General features: G+C 48.7%; 11 protein-coding genes. 5 read left to right on the forward strand and 6 right to left on the reverse strand.

Annotation, left to right across the window (positions count from 1 at the left end; all coding sequences use genetic code 11):
* Window positions 1–224: 224 nt before the first annotated feature.
* Complete coding sequence (locus KO473_RS10260) at window positions 225–1,406, forward strand: hypothetical protein (protein ID WP_181996017.1); 1,182 nt, start codon at window positions 225–227, stop codon at window positions 1,404–1,406.
* A gap of 6 nt (window positions 1,407–1,412) precedes the next feature.
* Here the strand turns inward: KO473_RS10260 and KO473_RS10265 are convergent, their stop codons facing one another.
* Window positions 1,413–2,921: a glycoside hydrolase family 10 protein gene (locus KO473_RS10265; RefSeq protein ID WP_122130184.1), complete on the reverse strand. Its 1,509-nt coding sequence runs from the start codon at window positions 2,919–2,921 to the stop codon at window positions 1,413–1,415.
* Between the two features lie 256 nt (window positions 2,922–3,177).
* On the opposite strand from KO473_RS10265, the gene KO473_RS10270 reads away from it, so the two are divergent.
* Genes KO473_RS10270 through KO473_RS10280 form a run of 3 tightly spaced genes read left to right on the forward strand, consistent with a single transcriptional unit; the run spans window position 3,178 to window position 5,345 of the window.
* A complete protein-coding gene (locus tag KO473_RS10270; RefSeq protein WP_122130183.1) occupies window positions 3,178–4,587 on the forward strand; it encodes a carbon starvation protein A in 1,410 nt (469 codons plus the stop codon).
* A 37-nt stretch (window positions 4,588–4,624) separates the two neighbouring features.
* Window positions 4,625–4,855, forward strand: coding sequence for a hypothetical protein (locus tag KO473_RS10275; RefSeq protein WP_005780694.1), 231 nt, complete (start codon window positions 4,625–4,627; stop codon window positions 4,853–4,855).
* Window positions 4,856–4,862: 7 nt separating this feature from the next.
* Window positions 4,863–5,345 (forward strand): outer membrane beta-barrel protein, encoded by a 483-nt coding sequence (locus KO473_RS10280; RefSeq protein WP_005780691.1) that lies wholly within the window; start codon window positions 4,863–4,865, stop codon window positions 5,343–5,345.
* A gap of 85 nt (window positions 5,346–5,430) precedes the next feature.
* Here the strand turns inward: KO473_RS10280 and uvrA are convergent, their stop codons facing one another.
* Window positions 5,431–8,208, reverse strand: a complete 2,778-nt coding sequence (uvrA, locus tag KO473_RS10285; RefSeq protein WP_005780689.1) for an excinuclease ABC subunit UvrA — start codon at window positions 8,206–8,208, stop codon at window positions 5,431–5,433.
* Window positions 8,209–8,377: 169 nt separating this feature from the next.
* Here uvrA and KO473_RS10290 point away from each other — a divergent pair, with 169 nt between their 5' ends.
* Entirely contained in the window at window positions 8,378–9,886 is a 1,509-nt protein-coding gene (locus KO473_RS10290; RefSeq protein WP_005807709.1) for a glycoside hydrolase family 10 protein, read from the forward strand.
* A gap of 143 nt (window positions 9,887–10,029) precedes the next feature.
* Here KO473_RS10290 and KO473_RS10295 read toward each other — a convergent pair whose 3' ends face one another.
* From KO473_RS10295 to purL, 4 genes are all read right to left on the reverse strand, one after another.
* Window positions 10,030–10,578 carry a chromate transporter gene (locus KO473_RS10295; protein WP_005780686.1) on the reverse strand — a complete coding sequence of 183 codons (549 nt, stop codon included), beginning with the start codon at window positions 10,576–10,578 and terminating at the stop codon, window positions 10,030–10,032.
* Between the two features lie 25 nt (window positions 10,579–10,603).
* Window positions 10,604–11,146: a chromate transporter gene (locus tag KO473_RS10300; protein WP_005807708.1), complete on the reverse strand. Its 543-nt coding sequence runs from the start codon at window positions 11,144–11,146 to the stop codon at window positions 10,604–10,606.
* A gap of 29 nt (window positions 11,147–11,175) precedes the next feature.
* On the reverse strand, window positions 11,176–15,171 hold the full coding sequence (locus KO473_RS10305) for a two-component regulator propeller domain-containing protein (RefSeq protein WP_005821233.1): 3,996 nt from the start codon (window positions 15,169–15,171) through the stop codon (window positions 11,176–11,178).
* A 172-nt stretch (window positions 15,172–15,343) separates the two neighbouring features.
* Window positions 15,344–19,048 (reverse strand): phosphoribosylformylglycinamidine synthase, encoded by a 3,705-nt coding sequence (gene purL, locus KO473_RS10310; protein ID WP_005807706.1) that lies wholly within the window; start codon window positions 19,046–19,048, stop codon window positions 15,344–15,346.
* Window positions 19,049–19,228 lie beyond the last annotated feature (180 nt).

Raw genomic sequence — 19,228 nt, forward strand, 5'->3', positions numbered from 1 at the left:
GCCCGGGAGTAAGTGAGCCTTTGCCCGGCAGAAAGTGACGGTTTATCCGGCTTTATGTGCGTTTTTGTGCATATATTTGCGGGAAACTTATCGGTTTTTCGGCCGGTTGCCTCTTTGTATCCCAAAGGCTTGTAAGTGAAAAACCGGAAATGGAAACAAAAGGACAGTAGACCATCCGTTTGACAAGATTAATGGCACTTCCTGTTTTTAAATGATTGATTGTAATGACAAACCTTCTTTACCTGTTTAATCCGGATCAGGATCTGGCTCTCGCCAGTGGTGAGACCAATTATATGGCGCCTGCTTCTGCCCGCAAGATGGCAGAAGAGTTGGCGCTGCTCCCGATATGGTTTGCGGACGGGGAGTGCAGTGTGCTTGCTCCGTCTGCTTATAACCAGCCTTTTCTGGAAGAGATGCTCCGGCTTTTTCCACTCCCTGTTTCCTTAAGGACTCAGGCAGAGGATTTTTCTGACGTTCGTTCGGTAATTCCCTGGGGATGGAATCCGGCACTCCGGAAGCGTTTGCTTTCGTTGGGGATATCCGATGCTGTTCTTCCTTCGGTGGGCGAGATGGAGCGGTTGCGCAACCTCTCCCATCGGTCGCAGGCTGTGAAGCTGTTGCCACATCTGCAAGTGGATGAAAGGTTTTGCGGAGAGTCTTTCTACCTGACGACTTTGTCCGATTGCCGTACATTTATAGAGGATCGGGAATGCTGTCTGCTCAAAGCGCCCTTGTCCGGAAGCGGTAAGGGACTGAACTGGTGTAAGGGAGAGTTCACTCCTCTTATAGAGCGCTGGTGTGCCCGGATCATAGACCGGGAGGGAGGCGTTGTTGGCGAACCTATATATAATAAGGTGGAAGATTTTGCGATGGAGTTCTGCTCCGATGGGGAGGGGAAGGTTCGTTTTGCCGGATATTCTTTGTTTCACACCAATGTCGGTGGAGCTTATGAAGGCAACTGTCTGCTGTCCGACGCGGAGATCGAACGGCGATTGTCGGCTTACGTGCCTGTGGATGCTTTGTTCCGGATTCAAAAGGAGTTGGAAAAAGAGTTGTCCGCCTCTTTAGGGAATGAATATGCCGGTTATCTGGGGGTGGATATGATGATTTGCCGGTCCGGGGCTCTTCCGGAGTTTCGCATCCATCCTTGTGTGGAAATCAATTTGCGCATGAATATGGGGCTTGTGTCCCGCCTGATATACGACCGTTATGTACAATCCGGGGCTTCGGGGGTGTTTCGTGTCTCTTATTATCCATCCGACGGGCAGGCATTGCAGGAACACAATGCGATGAAGACCGGGCACCCGCTGCATACGGAAGACGGCAGGGTGGTGAAGGGGTATCTGCCATTGGTCCCCGTCCTGAAGACGAGCCGTTACCGGGCATATATCCTTGTGGAGGACTGAGACGTGCTATCTGCATGCCTCACTTTCATTCCCGCAGCGGTCCACTGCCGTGACGGCAAAATATTTCCGGGCCATCCACGGACGGATGGGAGCATAGGTGTAGTGCGTGTCCCGCAGGTTTTGTACGAGAATGTTTTCCGGGTTCGTAATGTCCACCGGATAGGTGTCCGAAGCGTAAATTATGTACATCGGTGCATTCTGCCTGTCATTATCCGTGGCAGCTTTCCAGCTGAGCCGGGTATATCCGTCGCCGGTGGAAACTACATTTAGTTCCGACGGTGCGGTAGGAGCCGCGTTGTCGATCCACGGCATGGGCGGTTGCAGTGCCGGATATTGATAGAACTGCTCCCGGAGGATGTCGTATACTTCCTGGGTATTGTCCATCAGGTACTTTACCCGATAATGCGCTTCGCCTGCCAAGTGGTTGGCGCGGATGAAATGTATCTGGCGTTCCACTTCTTCGGAGGTCCAGTTACCCTCGTCGGGATGAAGGAAGTAGATTCCCAGCCCGGGCACGATGTGGCGTCCGTTGCTTTGCTCCTGCCAGTCGAGCGCAAAGGGGTAGAAGCCGTTGCCGCGGAAATACATCATCGGGTAGATCTGGTCTTGAATGCCTTCGCCCAGCCATCCCTGCGGATCCTGGTAAACGGTGAAAAAAGCATTCCAGCCTTTGGAGGAGTATCGTGAGGTGTCACGGTATTTTCCTACCGGGCAGGTGCTCACCTTCACCCAGGGCTTCATGGCTTTCACTCCGTTATAGATGTAACGCACAATGTCCGTCAGGTTGTCACGGCGCCATTGTGCCAGCGAACGTCCTTTACCGTAGCGGCGGAAGTCGTAACTGTCCGGGAAGCGGGGCGCGTTTTCGGGATAGCGGAGGTAGTCGAAGTGAACTCCGTCCACGTCGTAGCGGCTGACCACTTCACGTACCAACTTCATCAGATACTCTTTGGTGGCGGGATGTCCGGGGTTGAGGAAATATTCGTTTTTATAAGGTACGCAGATGTCCCGCTGGCGTTTGGTTACCGATTGTTTGCCGAGTGAGGCTACGTGTCTCTTGCCTCCAAGTGGGATGGTCACCATCCAGGCATGACACTCCATACCCCGTTTGTGGCACTCTTCGATGGCGAAGGCCAAAGGGTCGTATCCGGGATCGCCGCCGACCTTGCCGGTCAGTATGGAGTTAAAAGGTTCAATGTCCGAACGGTAGAGTACATCTCCACGGGTACGTGTCTGGAAAAGGACTGTATTGAAGTTGGCTTCTTTCAGGCGGTCGAGGATGTCGATCAGCTCCTCCTTCTGCCGCCGGATGCCTGCGGGAGTGGTTGCTTTGGTGCGTGGCCAGTCCAGTCCGTAGACGGCAGTGATCCAGGCAGCCCGTACCTCGTGTTTCGGGGAGGTCTGCGCATGGAGCGGAAGTAAGGAGAGGAGAAAAAGAAAGAGGAGGGATGTTCCTCTTCCGGCTCTCTTTTTCACTGAGAAAGAGTCGTTATGGCTTTTATAGATGGTATTCATAAATATAATGGTTTTGATGTTCACTACAGATTACACGGATTAACACAGATTGATAATTTATTTCATTGAGAATCCGGTTAAAGAATCCGTATCAATCCGTATTAATTCGTATTAATCTGTGTAATCTGCGGTGAAACGTCTTTTAAACTGCCTTCCGTGGTGAACAGAAGTCCGCAAAGTTAGCAAAACCCTTTGTAAAGTTGTGTAGTTTCGACAGATTATGTTACATTTGCGCTGATTAACAATTCAACACGCCATGATTACATTTACAATTTGCCTGCTGGCATTGGTTGCAGGCTACTTCATTTACGGACGATTGGTGGAGCGTGTCTTTGGCCCCGACGACCGAAAGACCCCGGCACTGACACATGCCGATGGAGTGGATTATATTCCCCTTCCTACTTGGAAAATCTTTATGATTCAATTTTTAAACATAGCCGGTCTCGGTCCCATCTTTGGCGCAATTATGGGGGCGAAGTTTGGTACCGCTTCCTATTTGTGGATTGTATTGGGAAGTATCTTTGCCGGTGCTACACACGATTATTTCGCTGGAATGCTCTCTCTGCGTAATGGTGGTGAGAGCTTGCCTGAAATTGTCGGCCGTTATCTGGGGATGACTACCAAGCAGGTGATGCGGGGTTTTACCGTTGTCCTGATGATTCTGGTAGGTGCGGTCTTTGTGGCGGGACCGGCAGGACTGCTGGCGAAGTTGACTCCCGACAGTCTCGACACTACTTTCTGGATCATTGTGGTGTTCATCTATTATATTCTTGCCACTCTGCTTCCGGTCGATAAAATCATCGGAAAGATATATCCCTTGTTCGCTGCAGCTTTGTTGTTTATGGCGGTGGGTATCCTGGTGATGCTTTATGTTTATCATCCGGTCATCCCGGAGTTGTGGGACGGCTTACAGAATACTAATCCGGATGCAGCAGCGTTACCCATTTTCCCGATTATGTTTGTCAGTATTGCCTGTGGAGCCATCTCCGGATTTCATGCTACCCAAAGCCCGCTGATGGCACGTTGCATGACTTCCGAGCGTCATGGACGTCCTGTCTTTTATGGTGCCATGATTACCGAGGGTATCGTGGCGCTGATCTGGGCTGCCGCCGCGACTTATTTTTATCGTGAACACGGTATGGAAGAGAACAATGCTTCTGTCATTGTAGACACCATAACGAAAGGTTGGCTCGGTGCGGTAGGTGGGGTGCTTGCCATTCTGGGAGTGATTGCGGCGCCTATTACGTCGGGCGACACCGCGTTTCGTTCGGCACGCCTGATCGTAGCCGATTTCCTGAAACTGGAACAAAAAAGCATTCGTCGCCGTTTGTATATTTGTGTGCCGATGTTCGTTGCCGCCATCGGGCTGTTGCTTTACAGTTTGCGTGATAAAGACGGGTTTGACATGATCTGGCGCTATTTTGCCTGGGCCAACCAGACCTTATCGGTCTTTACTCTCTGGGCCATCACAGTCTACTTGGCACGTACCCGCAAGTGGTATGGTTTGACATTGGTTCCCGCTCTGTTTATGACAGCTGTCTGTTCCACTTATATCTGCATCGCCCCCGAAGGATTAGGACTGTCACATTGGGTTTCGTATGTGGCAGGAGGTGTTTGTACACTGATTGGAGCCGTTTGGTTTATTGTTTGGAAAAAAGGGATTTGATACTCGTATAAAAAATAAACTCGATATTCGTATAAAGATGAAGAAAGTAAAAAAGTCAACCTGGGTTACTGTCGCCTTGCTGATCTATGTATCTGCAACAGCGGCTTATCTGCTACCTCGCAATCATGAGGTGAGCGACACGGAGAAATATCTCACCCTGGCTGCTTCGTATGTCATTGTTCTGGTTCTTTGGCTGGTGCTGAGAAAAAAAGAACAGATGCAGCAGCGCCGCCGGGAGGAAGAACATATGAATAACCTGAAAAAGTAGAAACGTTATGAAGAAATTAATGTGGATCGTATGTCTGCTTGTCGTTTCAGTGACGGCACAGGCACAGTTTGAGAAAGGAAAGTGGATTGTGAATCCCTCGGTGACGGGACTTGGACTTTCGTACAGCAAGTCTGAGAAAACCCAGTTCGGATTGCAGGCGCAAGGCGGTGCTTTCCTGGTGGACAATGTGGCGCTGATGCTCACGGCCGGAGCCAATTGGAGCAAACCGGAAGATAAATACACACTGGGCGTGGGTGGCAGATATTATTTCGATAAGTGCGGCATTTATCTGGGGGCCGGGTTGAAGATGAACCGCTATAACTGGAAAGTAGGAGACACGACCGACTTTGCCTTCGGTGCGGAGGCTGGCTATGCGTTTTTCCTGACACGGACTGTTACCATCGAACCGGCTGTCTATTATGATTTGAGTTTCAAAGACAGTGATTTGTCGAAGTTCGGACTGAAAGTAGGCTTCGGATTCTACTTCTGATTGTCGCATTTTAAAGGAGCCCCCGTTGGTTTTAAACCAACGGGGGCTCCTTTAAACCTATTTGAAGCTCTCTAATTAGCTTGAACTACAGTGTATTAAGCTTTTCTTGTAGGAACTGTCCCGTATAACTTGCCGCACAGGCAGCCACCTCTTCCGGTGTCCCGACTGCCACAATATTACCGCCTTTGTCTCCGCCCTCCGGTCCGAGGTCTATCACGTAATCGGCACATTTTATGACATCCATGTTGTGCTCGATGATCACGATGGAGTGTCCGCGACGGATCAGCGCATCAAATGCGTCGAGCAGCTTGCGTATATCGTGGAAGTGCAGTCCGGTGGTCGGTTCGTCGAAGATGAACAAAGTTGGATCCGCTTTCTCCTGACTCAGATAATAAGCCAGTTTCACGCGTTGGTTCTCTCCTCCCGAGAGGGTGGACGATGATTGTCCCAGCTTGATATATCCCAAACCGACATCCTGCAGGGGGATCAGCTTCTTTACGATCTTCTTTTGCCCGTGTTCCGTGAAGAACTCGATGGCTTGGTTGACCGTCATCTCCAGTACGTCATAAATGTTTTTATCTTGGAACTTCACTTCCAGCGTATCGGCTTTGAAGCGTTTGCCGTGGCATGATTCACACTCCAGCACCAGGTCGGCCATGAACTGCATCTCCACTGTGATGGTTCCGTCGCCTTTGCACTCTTCGCAGCGTCCGCCCTCGTTGTTAAAGCTGAAATAGCCTGCCGTATAGCCCATCTGCTTGGCCAGTGGCTGATCTGCCCAGAGCTTACGGATTTCGTCGTATGCTTTGATGTAGGTTACCGGATTCGAACGGGAGGACTTACCGATGGGGTTCTGATCGACAAACTCCACGTTGCGCAGGTTGCGCAGGTCGCCTCCGATGGATGCAAACTCACCCGGGCGTTCAGTGCATTCGTCCAGTTCACGCTTCAGCGCCCGGTAGAAGATGTCACGTACCAGTGTGCTCTTTCCCGATCCGCTGACCCCTGTTACGACGGTCATCACATTGAGTGGGAAGCGTACGTCTACTCCTTTCAGGTTGTTTTCGCGGGCACCTTTTATCTCGATATAGTTGTTCCACGGGCGGCGGTGTTCCGGTACGGGAATGTTTTCCTCGCCCAGCAGGTATTTCACAGTGTAACTGTTGCTGCCTTTCTGTAAATCTTTCATATCCCCCTGGTAGACTACCTGTCCGCCCAGCCGGCCGGCATTCGGGCCGATGTCGATGATGTAGTCCGCTGCACGTATGATCTCTTCGTCATGTTCCACCACCACTACCGTATTGCCCAACTGTTGGAGTTGGCGGAGTACGTGGATCAGGCGGTCCGTATCCCGGCTGTGAAGCCCGATACTGGGTTCGTCGAGGATGTAGAGACTGCCCACCAGACTGCTTCCCAGCGAAGTGGCCAGGTTGATGCGCTGGCTTTCGCCGCCCGAGAGCGAATTACTGAGCCGGTTCAGGGTGAGATACCCCAATCCCACATCGATCAGGAAACGGATGCGGCTGTTGATCTCTGTCAGGATGCGGCGTGCCACGGCTTGGTCGTGTTCGTTCAGTTCAAGCGAATCGAAGAACTTCTGCAATTCGGTGATGGGCAGGTCCACCAGTTCCGAGATGTTTTTTCCACCTACGCGCACGTATCCCGCTTCGGGTTTCAGGCGGGTACCGTGGCATTTCGGACAAAGCGTCTTTCCACGATAGCGTGCCAGCATCACACGATATTGAATTTTGTACTGGTTCTCTTCAAGCATCTTGAAAAAGTCGTTGATGCCGTGGAAATATTGGTTTCCTTCCCACAACACCCGGCGCTGTTCATCGGTCAGCTCGTAGTAAGGGGTGAAAATCGGGAAGTTGAATTTTTCTGCATTGTGAATCAGTTCTTCGCGCCATTCACCCATCTTCTCGCCCCGCCAGCAGACGATGGCTCCGTCGTAGACCGACAACGAACGGTTGGGCACTACCAGATGTTCGTCGATGCCGATTACCTTGCCGAATCCTTCGCATACCGGACAGGCACCGATCGGTGAGTTGAACGAAAACATCTGGTCGTTCGGTTCTTCAAATATGATGCCGTCGGCCTCGAACTTGGTGCTGAAGGTGTGAAGCCGGGTCGATCCGTCCGGTTGATAAAAGCGAAGCATACACATGCCATTGCCTTCGTACATGGCTGTTTCGGCCGAGTCGGTCAGGCGGCTGACGGCATCCTTGGTTGTTGCCACCGTCATTCGGTCGACGAGAAGGTAGACTACGTCGTCTTTGCCGGCAGCGTATTCGTCGATACGCACCATCTCACCGTTCACTTCAAGACGGTTGAAACCTTGTTTCTGGTCGATCTCCAATTGCTGTTCAAGTGTGCGTCCGTCGTGCAGGAAAATCTGCGTCAACACCGTGTAGCGGGTTCCTTCGGGATATGAGAGCATGCAGTTTACAATGTCCTCGATGGAGTGTTTTTTCACTTCTTCACCGCTGACAGGGCTGTAGGTTTTGCCCACACGGGCATAAAGCAGGCGCAGGTACTCGTAGATTTCGGTCGAAGTACCCACCGTGGAGCGCGGGTTGCGGCTGTTTACCTTCTGTTCGATGGCGATGGCAGGCGGAATCCCTTTGATAAAGTCACATTCCGGTTTGCTCATTCGGCCCAGGAACTGGCGGGCATAACTGCTGAGGCTTTCTACATAGCGGCGCTGTCCCTCGGCATAGAGGGTGTCGAAAGCAAGCGATGATTTTCCGGAACCGGAAAGGCCGGTTATCACCACCAGTTTATTGCGGGGAATGTTTACGTCAATATTCTTCAGATTGTTGACTCTGGCCCCCTTTATGGAGATGTATTTACTGTCAGTCATAAGCGTTTTCGTTACTTGGACTGCAAAGATAACGAGTCGGAAACGTTTAACCTAACAGAGAAAGGAACTTTTATCTTAAAAACACCTTGCGAATAGTGAATTGCTCGCTTAGCCGTTGCAAATGAGGAGCAAAATTGTATCTTTGCACCACATTTTTATGAAACCGATTATGAACCTGAGAAAATTGATTCTTCTTTTAGCTCTCTTCCTTGCAACAGGAGTGGGGGCACAAATCCAACAACAAAGCCCTTATCCGAAGAGAGAATTCCGCGGAGCGTGGATACAGGCAGTGAATGGTCAGTTCCGTGGCATACCTACCGAGAAGCTGAAACAGACACTCATTGATCAGCTCAACTCTTTGCAGGGAGCAGGTATCAATGCAATCATATTTCAGGTGCGCCCCGAAGCGGATGCCTTGTATGCTTCGCAATTGGAGCCGTGGAGCCGTTTCCTGACCGGTGTGCAGGGACAGGCGCCTTCGCCTTATTGGGACCCGATGCAGTTTATGATTGACGAATGCCATAAACGGGGAATGGAGTTCCATGCGTGGATCAACCCTTACCGGGTAAAGACATCGCTCAAGAGTGAACTGGCAGCCAATCACCTGTACAATATCCATCCTGAATGGTTTGTCACCTACAATAATCAATTGTATTTTGATCCGGCATTGCCCGAGAGCCGCCGTCACATCTGTATGGTGGTGGCAGACATTGTTTCGCGTTACGATGTGGATGCCATCCATATGGACGACTACTTTTATCCTTATCCGGCAAAGGGTGTCGACTTCCCCGATGATGCGAGCTTTGCCCGTTACGGCGGAGGATTCACCAACCGTGCCGACTGGCGCCGAAGCAACGTGAACATACTGATCCAGAAGATTCATGAAACCATCCGTGGCTTGAAACCCTGGGTGAAATTCGGTATCAGTCCGTTCGGTATTTACCGTAACGAGAAGAACGATCCGTTGGGTAGTAAAACAAATGGTTTGCAGAATTACGATGACCTGTATGCCGATGTATTGCTCTGGGCGCGTAATGGCTGGGTGGATTATAATATCCCGCAGATATACTGGCAGATAGGTCATCCCGCTGCCGATTATGAAACCTTGGTGAAGTGGTGGGCAAAGAATACGGAGAACCGTCCTTTGTTCATCGGCCAATCCGTAATGAATACGGTTCAGAATGCCGATCCGAAAAATCCGTCCATCAATCAGTTGCCTCGCAAGATGGCTCTGGAAAGAGCTTATCAGACTATCGGCGGAAGTTGCCAATGGCCGGCAAGCGCTGTGGTGGAAAATGCCGGGAAGTATCGGGACGCACTTGTGCAAGAGTATCATAAGTATCCTGCTCTGGTTCCTGTCTTCGATTTTATGGACGATAAGGCTCCGGGCAAGGTGCGTAAAGTGAAAAAAGTGTGGACGGAAGATGGCTATATGCTTTTCTGGACTGCTCCGAAAGCAAAAGACGAGATGGACCGTGCCGTGCAATATGTGGTTTACCGTTTTGATGGAAAAGAGAAAGTGAACATTGATGACGCTTCGCATATCGTTGCCATTACCCGAAACAATTTCTATAAACTTCCCTACGATGACGGAAAGACCAAATACCGTTATGTTGTGACAGCACTCGACCGCTTGCACAATGAATCGAAATCGGTAAGTAAGAAGGTGAAATTATAAAGTAGTTCACCACAGAGTAACACAGAGCTTTTTTTTAGACATAAGAACAAAAGAACAGGCTATTCTTTATTTGTTCTTATGTTCTTTTGTCTGAAAACTCTGTGGTTCATCAATGTGTCATCCTGTGGTTCATCAATCCTCTCCTAATATAATATCAGTCCTGCTATTCCGCAGGCAATAATCATCAGAATCGGGTTGGCATTGTACTTTTTCGTTCCGATAAAGGCCACTAAGAAGATGATAATGCTGATTACAAATGTATAAGTATCCCCTGTCGGTGAACCGAAATTCTCCGTATTCATCAAGACCAGTGCTGCCGACGCCAGCAGTCCTACCACAGCAGGGCGGAGTCCGCTGAAAACAGCTTCTACGGCAGGATGTTTTTGGTATTTCAGAAAAAACTTACTGATGGTGAGCATCAGGATAAAAGAGGGGAGCACTACTGCAAACGTGGCGATGACAGATCCCCAGACACTGCCCGTAGCCGTAAAACCCACATAAGTGGCGGCATTGATACCAATAGGTCCGGGAGTGGATTGACTGATGGCTACAATGTCGGTAAACTCCTGAGTGCTAACCCAGTCATAGCGTGTCACGACTTCACCCTGAATCATTGAGAGCATGGCATATCCGCCTCCGAAGCCAAATAGTCCGATCTTGAAGAATGTATAAAAGAGTTGCAGGTAGATCATAATGTTTAAATGTCAAAGTGGATGATTAGCGATGTGACTGTTTCCATTTTCCCCAGCAAAAGCCACCTACGCCTGCCGCGATAATAATCCAGATAGGAGAGAAGCCCAGTAACCAGATAAGCAGGGCAGAAACAACCGGAATCCAGATTGTATACCGGTTGACTTTGGCAGATTTCGCCATACTGAAAGTGGGTGCCGCAATCAGTGCGACCACTGCCGGGCGGATACCCTTGAAGATACGTTCTACGATGGGGTTATCTTTGAAGTTATGGAAAAACATGGCAATGGCCAGTATGATGATAAACGACGGGAGCACCGTTCCAAGGGCAGTTACAAGGCTTCCGCGTATACCGCGCAGTTTATATCCGATAAAGATGGAAATGTTTACCGCCAGGATGCCCGGTGCCGACTGGGATATGGCAAGCAGATCAACGAAGTCATCCTTGGAAATCCAGTTCCGTTTGGTTACGATTTCGTTTTCTATCAGAGGTACCATGGCATAGCCACCTCCGATAGTAAAGGCACCAATCTTGAAAAAGATGCCGAACGCTTCAAGATAAATATTCATTTGATATGTTACTCTTATTCTCTTTTTTCTTACTCTTGTGGGTCTTCTTCCTTATCCTCTTTGCCGCCCTCTTTAGAGTACTTGCTGGGACTCACATTGAAATGTTTCTTAAATACTTCACGGAAATACTTGACGTCACTGAATCCCGTCATCTCGGATATTTCGGTGATGGAGTGTTGTCCGGTCTTTAATAATGTTGCAGCCCGTTTCAGGCGGATCAGTCTGATATAATCTCCGGGAGCCTGATCGGTCAATGCCTTTAGCTTATTATAGAAGCTCGTGCGGCTCATATTCAAAAGGTTGCAGAGTACATCTACATTGAAGGCGGGATTGTCTATGTTTTCTTCGACACTCTTCTTGACCGTAGCAATGAATTTCCAGTCGAGATCTGTTGCACAATTGGGAGAGGCCTCTTCCTCTTCGCTGACTTCAAGGTTGGCATATTTGCTTTTCAGCAGTGCGCGGTTTGTCAGCAAGTTGGCAACGGTTGCTTTCAGAATGCCGATGTTGAACGGCTTGACTATGTATTCGTCTGCTCCTATTTTCAGTCCTTCCAGGATATTCTTCTCATCATTCAGCGCCGTAAGCAGGATGATGGGAATGTGTGACGTTTCAATGTCATTTTTTATGGCGGCGCAAAGTTCGTCTCCCCGCATTTCCGGCATCATGATATCCGAAATGATCAATTCCGGCATATACTCTTTTACGATAGTCAGTGCCTCTTTGCCATTGGAACAAGTTTGGATGGTGTAATTATCCGATAACGTGTGGGTGAGGTAATTACGCAATTCATCATTGTCTTCAACGATCAGTAAACGTTGCAGGTTCTGGTCATGCTGCTTTTTCGCCTTTTCGTAAATATCAGCGGGAGAAACAGGAGGTACTTGCTCCGTGCTGAGTTCGCGTGCGCGGGTAGCCAGATGTGCTTTATGGAAATGCTTGTTATCCTTCGGGAAAGTCACTTTGATAGACGAACCCTGATGTTCTACACTGTTAAGGTTGATTTTTCCTTTGTGCAGATGAACCAGTTTCCATACAAGCATCAGCCCGATGCCGCTTCCGGTCACTTTGGAGTTGATTGCGTTGCTTCCCCGGAAATGTATCTTGAATAGCTTCTTTTGTTCATTGGCAGGGATTCCGATACCAGTATCATTCACCTCAACGCTCCACGTATCGTTCGTTTCGGAAGCGTAAATGTGTACGCTGCCGTTTTCGGGAGTATATTTCAAGGCATTCGAGATGATGTTTTTCAGGATTGAATCCATCTTTTCTTTGTCGATCCATACATTCAGGTAACGGAAATTGCTTTCATAAGTGAAGTTGATGTGTTTCACGGTAGCGTATGGACGGAACGCATTGAAGGTCTCCGTCAGGTAAGTATTCAGTTCATATTCCGAAATATAAAGTTCCGACGAGTATACGTCTGCCCGTTCAAAGTTGATAAGGTTAGTGGTGAGGCGCAACAGTGCATTCACGTTTCGTAAAGCCGTGTTCATGTTGCTGATACCGTCTTTGGTCAATGCTTCCCGTTCGCGTATCTCTTCGAGCGGAGCTTTGATCAGTGTCAGCGGAGTACGGATGTCATGTGCCGTATTGATAAAGAAGTGGATCTTTTCATCCGATATTTTCCTTTGTTTCCGGAGGATGATCATACGTAGGGCAATGATGGCTATCACCGCCAGTACGACGGCATAAATCAGCATAGCCCAAAAACTGAGCCAGATGGGTTGGGCAATACTGATTTCCATGGTACGCTCTTCAAGTACGACGCGTTTGTCTTCATTGGATACCGCACGGATGTGGAGGGTGTACTCACCCGGGCTCAAGTTCGTAAAGCGAATGATGTTTTCATTTCCGGGACGGCTCCATTGGTCGTAGAACCCCTCCAGTTTCCACGAGTATAAAATGTTCGACGGATAGTCGTAGTTGATAGACGATACTTTGAGTGAGAATATATTCTGGCTATAGCTCAGTTTCAGCTCCTTGGTGTCATCAATATCCATATTTAGCGGAGAACTTTCTTCGCCGGGATAAACAGTCTGGTAGAAAATCTTCAGATCGCTGAGTACCATTTTGGAATTATACTTTCTGGGTATCTTCATCGTTCGGCTAAATTCGATGGCACCGTCGGAACTGCCGAATATAAAGTTTCCGTTTTTACGCAACGTGCCTGCTCCGGCATTGAAATGACTGGCCATCAGTCCCTGATCCTTGGTCCAGTTATGGAATAGCTTCTCTGCCGGATAATAACTGGTCAGCCCGTTTTCGGTACTCATGACGATGTCTTCATCCGCGTCCGAGAGGATTGCGTATATATTGTTGGAAATCAACGCACAGTTATCTCTGTGGTAATGGGTGAAGCTTCTCTTTTCCGGATCGTATATCAATAGCCCCGAACCACTTGTCCCGATATATAAAAGTCCATTCTTTGCTTGGTACAGCGAATAAATATACATAGACTCTACCGGCAGGTCGATGCGTTGATACTTACCGGATTCTTTCTCGAGTAAATAAAGCCCGGTTGCCGTACCTATCCACATCTGTTTGCTGTCTTTTTCGATAATGGAGGTGATGGAGTTGAGTCTTGGGTACAGGCGGAGAGTTCTGTTTTTAAAGTTGATGCGCTTCAAGTTGTAATAACCTCCCGACCATATATCGCCATTGGCTGTTTTCATGATAGAACGGATATATTTGTCCGGCTGGATATTGATTCCATACAGTGAAGACGGAGTAACATACTCCACAGACAGGGTCCGTTTGTTTATCTGGTAAATCCCCGAACTATAGCCGGCAGCCCAGATGATCCCCGGTTCTACCTCACACAAAGTAAGGAAGATATGATTCTTATTACGTTCGTCCTTTTCGAAGGAACTCATGAACGAATGCCATGTCCCGTTGGCGGAGTTGTAGTAACTGATTCCATTGTTGGTACCATACCATAAATCTCCGTCACTATCTTCAATGATTGAGTTTACTTGGTCATTGATTAGTGATTGTTTGTTGCCAATGGAATGCTTTATCCAGTTATAGCCCGAATAGCGGTTGTTGCGTACCGTGATGCCGATTGGATAGTTTGCAAGCCAGATGCGCTGTTCGTCATCCACATAAAAGTCGGGGATGTTGTTGCCGTTCATTTCGTTGTGTTGGTTGTAGTCGGCTACGATGTATGGAGTGGTCTGATAAGAGTTTACATTTATCTTATATACTCCTGCACCGTCTGTTGCAACAAGCAGTTCCTTATTGTTCAGTGGCTTTATGCGTGTGATGCTGACGTCTGTCAGGCTCATTCGGGGTTGGGTACTTCGTTTGGTGTTCATGTCATAGACATATATGCCGCGTTCGAAAGTACCGATGAATAATTTGCGTGAAGGGCGGTGGAAATAAAGTTCGTTGATCTGTATCGGGAGATTGTCCAGTTTGTCACACGGAAGCAGATGCAATGCCCGATTTTTTAGTTCGGCGTGATGAATGCCTTGTTCCGTACCGATAAAGAAATGTGTTTCGTCTATTTGTTCGATATCAGTGATATCTTCTTCAATTTCATTTCTGATCTGCAGGGTTTGCTGCGTATGGGTGTTGTATAGATAAAGATATTCATCGTTGCACAGCCAGATGTTGTTATTCTTGTCGATGAAGCTGTAGCTGATGGGAGCGGGGCGGTCTTTGACCACGTCTTCCGGTAGCTTGTAGACAAGTGTGAATTCATCCCGTAACGGGTCGTAACGGAACACCTTTCCTTTCTTTCCTATTTCCCATAAGGTATTTTCGTGGTCCAGATATAGCCAATTCAGGTTAAGCAGTGAATTCAGTTCTTCACCGTTATCCATCAATTTATATCGTTTGAACTCTTTGCCATCATATCTGTCCACACCTTCATGGGTAAGGAACCACATATATCCCTTTTTATCTTTTTGGATGTAATATACCCTCCGGTTGCTTAACCCATCCTCTACACCGATATATTTGTAGGTTTGTGCAGAGACCATAAGAGGCAATAAGAGCAGAAGAAAAAGAATTTTTTTCATACAAGCTGGAATCCTTTAATGATTATTCTTTCGGGGGGCGAATGATTTTACAAAATTAATAAAAAGAGTGGAGAAGTGCAAACTTTACGAAAGGATTTGTTACGGACGCTGAATGACGAAAAAGGGCGGACCTCACTTTGAGACCCGCCCTTCTTTATTGTTGCATATCCTGTTATTTAGTCTTTTCTTCGATCCACTTACGTGCATTTACGAAAGCTTCAATCCATGGAGTTACCTGATCGCTGTGTACGCGGTCGGCGGGATAATTGGCGTTTTGCCATGGGAAGATGGCACGCTCCAGGTGAGGCATCATTGCCAGATGGCGGCCGTCTGTGCTGGCCAAGGCAGCTATCGAATAATCGGAACCGTTCGGGTTGCCCGGATATTCGTCGTAGGAGTATTTGGCTACTACGTTGTATTGGTCTTCATCGTATGGCAGAGAGAATTTTCCTTCTCCGTGTGCTACCCAGATACCCAGTTTGCTGCCGCTCAGTGAGCCGAACATAACGCTGCGGTTGGTAGGGATAGTGACACCGATGAAGGTCGATTCGAACTTATGTGATTCATTGTGCAGCATTTTTCCTTTCTTCTCGTGTTCCGGATTTACCAATCCCAGCTCCATCATCAACTGACAACCATTACAAATACCCAATGACAGTGTGTCTTCACGTGCGTAGAACTTATCGAGTGCCTCTTTTGCTCTTGGATTGAACAAGAAACCTCCGGCCCATCCCTTGGCAGAACCCAATACATCTGAGTTAGAGAACCCTCCGCAGTAAACGATCATATTTACATCTTCCAGTGTTTCGCGTCCGCTGATAAGGTCGGTCATGGTGACATCCTTCACGTCGAAACCTGCCAGATAGAGCGAGTATGCCATTTCACGTTCGCCATTCGTACCTTTTTCACGGATGATGGCGGCACGTATACCGCTCGGAGTACGACGTTCCGGAGTGATGCCGTATTGAGACAGTTTGCCTTTGAAGCCCGGCATGAATGCGAATTCAAGTGGTTGCATCTTGTAGTTCTCAAAACGTTTCTTGGCGCATCCGTTCATTGACTGTTTGCGGTCGAGCAGGTAAGAAGAAGAATACCACACATCACGCATATAGTCTATACCGAATTGGTAAGTAGCACCGTCCTTGTTTACCAGAATATGACGTTCGTCCGTCGGTTTACCCAACTTGATGAAGCCTACGCCGGCATCTTCGAGGATTTTCTTCACTTCGTCTTTGTGCTTGTCGCTGATCTGGATAACGATACCCGGGTTTTCGGCAAACAGAATCTTCACGATATCCGTTTCCTTCATCTTGTCAAGTTCGATTTCCAGGCCACCTTCTACGTTGGCAAAGCACATTTCAAGCAGCGTAGTGATCAGACCACCTGCCGAAATGTCGTGTCCGGCAAGAATCAGTCCTTTGTTCACCAACTCCTGTACTGCCAGGAAAGCGTCGCGGAAGTATTCGGCATCCTGTACACAAGGCACTTCGTCACCTACCTTACCCAATGACTGCGCAAATGCCGAGCCGCCCAGTTTCAGGCTGTCGAAACTGAAGTCGATATGGTAGAGTGTAGTTTTGGCATTGTTGACAAGGACGGGAGAAACCACTTTCTTCACGTCCGAAACCTCACCGCCGGCTGATACGATTACCGTTCCCGGAGAAACTACTTTCTCTCCATTCGGATACTTCTGAGTCATAGACAAAGAATCCTTTCCGGTCGGAACATTGATCTGCAATGCACAGCAGAAATCGCTCAGTGCTTTAACGGCTGTATACAAACGGGCGTCTTCCCCTTCCTGAGAGCGGCAAGGCCACATCCAGTTGGCGGAAAGTGATACGCTGTCCAAACCTTCGGCCAGCGGAGCCCATACCAGATTGGTCAGCGCTTCGGATACGGAAAGGATGGAACCTGCTGCCGGATCGGCCAGTGCGGCCTGCGGAGCATGTCCGATAGAAGTAGCGATACCTTTCTCGCCACGATAGTCGAGTGCAACGACACCACAGTCGCTCAAAGGCAACTGGATTTCTCCCTGGCACTGCTGGCGGGCTACTTTACCCGTAACCGAACGGTCCACTTTATTAGTCAGCCAGTCTTTACAAGCCACGGCTTCCAGCTGCAACACCCGGGTCAGATATTCGTGAAGTTTGGATGTTTCATATTCCGGCATTGTATAGTGACGTTCTACGGTCTTGTCTATCATGTAAGTTTTGGGAGAAGAACCGAACATCTGGTCTACGGCCAGGTCGAACGGACGGACGCCGTCGGCTTGCTGGAAAGCAAAACGATGATCTCCGGTCGTTTCACCTACCACGTACATCGGAGCGCGTTCACGTTCGGCAATTTGGCGTACGTGTTCGATGGCCTCTTCTTTAATAAGGAGTCCCATGCGTTCCTGGCTTTCGTTTGCTATAATTTCTTTGGCCGACAACGTTTTGTCACCGATAGGCAGCTTACTCATGTCAATAAGCCCGCCGCACTCTTCCACCAGTTCGGAGAGGCAGTTTACGTGTCCGGCCGAACCGTGGTCATGGATAGATACTACCGGGTTTTCGTCCTCTTCGCAAAGGGCACGAACCACATTGTTGGCGCGTTTCTGCATTTCCGCATTGGCGCGCTGTACGGCATTCAGTTCGATACCGCTGCTGTAACGGCCTGTATCTACCGACGAAACCGAACCGCCGCCCAATCCGATACGGTAATTGTCACCGCCGATCACTACTACTTTGTTTCCGGCTTCCGGCTGTCCTTTCAGGCAGTCGCGTTGTGTGCCGTAACCTACGCCTCCGGCAAGCATGATTACTTTGTCGTAACCATAAGTTTCATTGTTTTCCGTATGTTCAAAAGTCAGTACCGAACCGCAGATCAATGGTTGGCCGAACTTGTTGCCAAAATCACTCGCTCCGTTGGAAGCTTTGATCAGGATCTGTTCCGGAGTCTGGTATAACCATTTGCGTACCGGCAGGATTTCTTCCCATTCGCGTCCTTCTTCCGTGCGTGGATAAGAAGTCATGTAGACGGCTGTTCCGGCAATCGGCCATGAGCCTTTACCTCCGCCCATACGGTCGCGGATCTCTCCTCCTGTGCCTGTCGATGCACCGTTGAAAGGTTCTACTGTGGTGGGGAAGTTATGGGTTTCCGCTTTCAGCGAAATGACGCTTTTGATATCTTTTATCCGGAAGAAATCGGGTTTGGAGTGGTCTGCCGGGGCAAATTGTTCAATTACCGGACCTTCGGCAAAAGCCACGTTGTCTTTGTAAGCTGAGATGATTTTGTTCGGATTCTCCTGAGTAGTCTTTTTAATCATCTGGAAGAGGGACGATTCCTGCTCTACGCCGTCGATGATAAATGTTCCGCCAAAGATTTTGTGACGGCAGTGTTCCGAGTTGATTTGTGCGAATCCGAAAACTTCCGAGTCAGTCAGGCGGCGTCCAAGATCCGATTCTACCTTTTTCAGGTAGTCCATTTCTTCTTTTGACAGGGCGAGACCTTCTTTTTCATTGTAGGCTTCCAGATCGTCGATATAGATAATGGCTTCCGGTTGGCGGTTGGTCGTGAATACGTTTTGGTCGAGACCTTTGTACATGCGTTGCAGCATTGGGTCATAGTCGGCATTTTCATCTTTTACAGGGAAATACTCCTCGATACGGCTGATACCTTCGAGTCCCATGTTCTGGGTGATTTCTACTGCGTTGGTACTCCATGGAGTAATCATCTCACGTCGTGGCCCAACAAAGCAGCCTTGCAGGTTTTCTTCACTTTCCGGCACGGCTTCACCAAAAAGCCAGCAGAGTTTGTTGTTGTCGTTCGCGTTAAGTTCGTGGTTGCTCTCTACGGCAATCACGCTCTTGGAAGGGGTTCTGAAAAAAAGAATCATGTGTGTATATACGATTTTGTTTTCTTTGCGTGCAAAGATAAGCAAATTCGTTGGTGGTGAGAAAGAAATGCAATAAAAAAACTTCAGCCTGCCGTGGAATGAGACAACGGGCAGGCTGAAGGCAAAAACTAATCTGATTTGTGATTCTGAAAGTTGCCGGCTTGAGGGCGAATTCTGCCA

Source organism: Bacteroides sp. HF-4919 (assembly GCF_018860125.1).

Coding starts and splice junctions, on each gene's coding strand:
- KO473_RS10260 (WP_181996017.1), top strand. CDS start 225: ATGACAAACCTTCTTTACCTGTTTAATCCGGATCAGGATCTGGCTCTC.
- KO473_RS10265 (WP_122130184.1), bottom strand. CDS start 2,921: ATGAATACCATCTATAAAAGCCATAACGACTCTTTCTCAGTGAAAAAG.
- KO473_RS10270 (WP_122130183.1), top strand. CDS start 3,178: ATGATTACATTTACAATTTGCCTGCTGGCATTGGTTGCAGGCTACTTC.
- KO473_RS10275 (WP_005780694.1), top strand. CDS start 4,625: ATGAAGAAAGTAAAAAAGTCAACCTGGGTTACTGTCGCCTTGCTGATC.
- KO473_RS10280 (WP_005780691.1), top strand. CDS start 4,863: ATGAAGAAATTAATGTGGATCGTATGTCTGCTTGTCGTTTCAGTGACG.
- uvrA (WP_005780689.1), bottom strand. CDS start 8,208: ATGACTGACAGTAAATACATCTCCATAAAGGGGGCCAGAGTCAACAAT.
- KO473_RS10290 (WP_005807709.1), top strand. CDS start 8,378: ATGAACCTGAGAAAATTGATTCTTCTTTTAGCTCTCTTCCTTGCAACA.
- KO473_RS10295 (WP_005780686.1), bottom strand. CDS start 10,578: ATGATCTACCTGCAACTCTTTTATACATTCTTCAAGATCGGACTATTT.
- KO473_RS10300 (WP_005807708.1), bottom strand. CDS start 11,146: ATGAATATTTATCTTGAAGCGTTCGGCATCTTTTTCAAGATTGGTGCC.
- KO473_RS10305 (WP_005821233.1), bottom strand. CDS start 15,171: ATGAAAAAAATTCTTTTTCTTCTGCTCTTATTGCCTCTTATGGTCTCT.
- purL (WP_005807706.1), bottom strand. CDS start 19,048: ATGATTCTTTTTTTCAGAACCCCTTCCAAGAGCGTGATTGCCGTAGAG.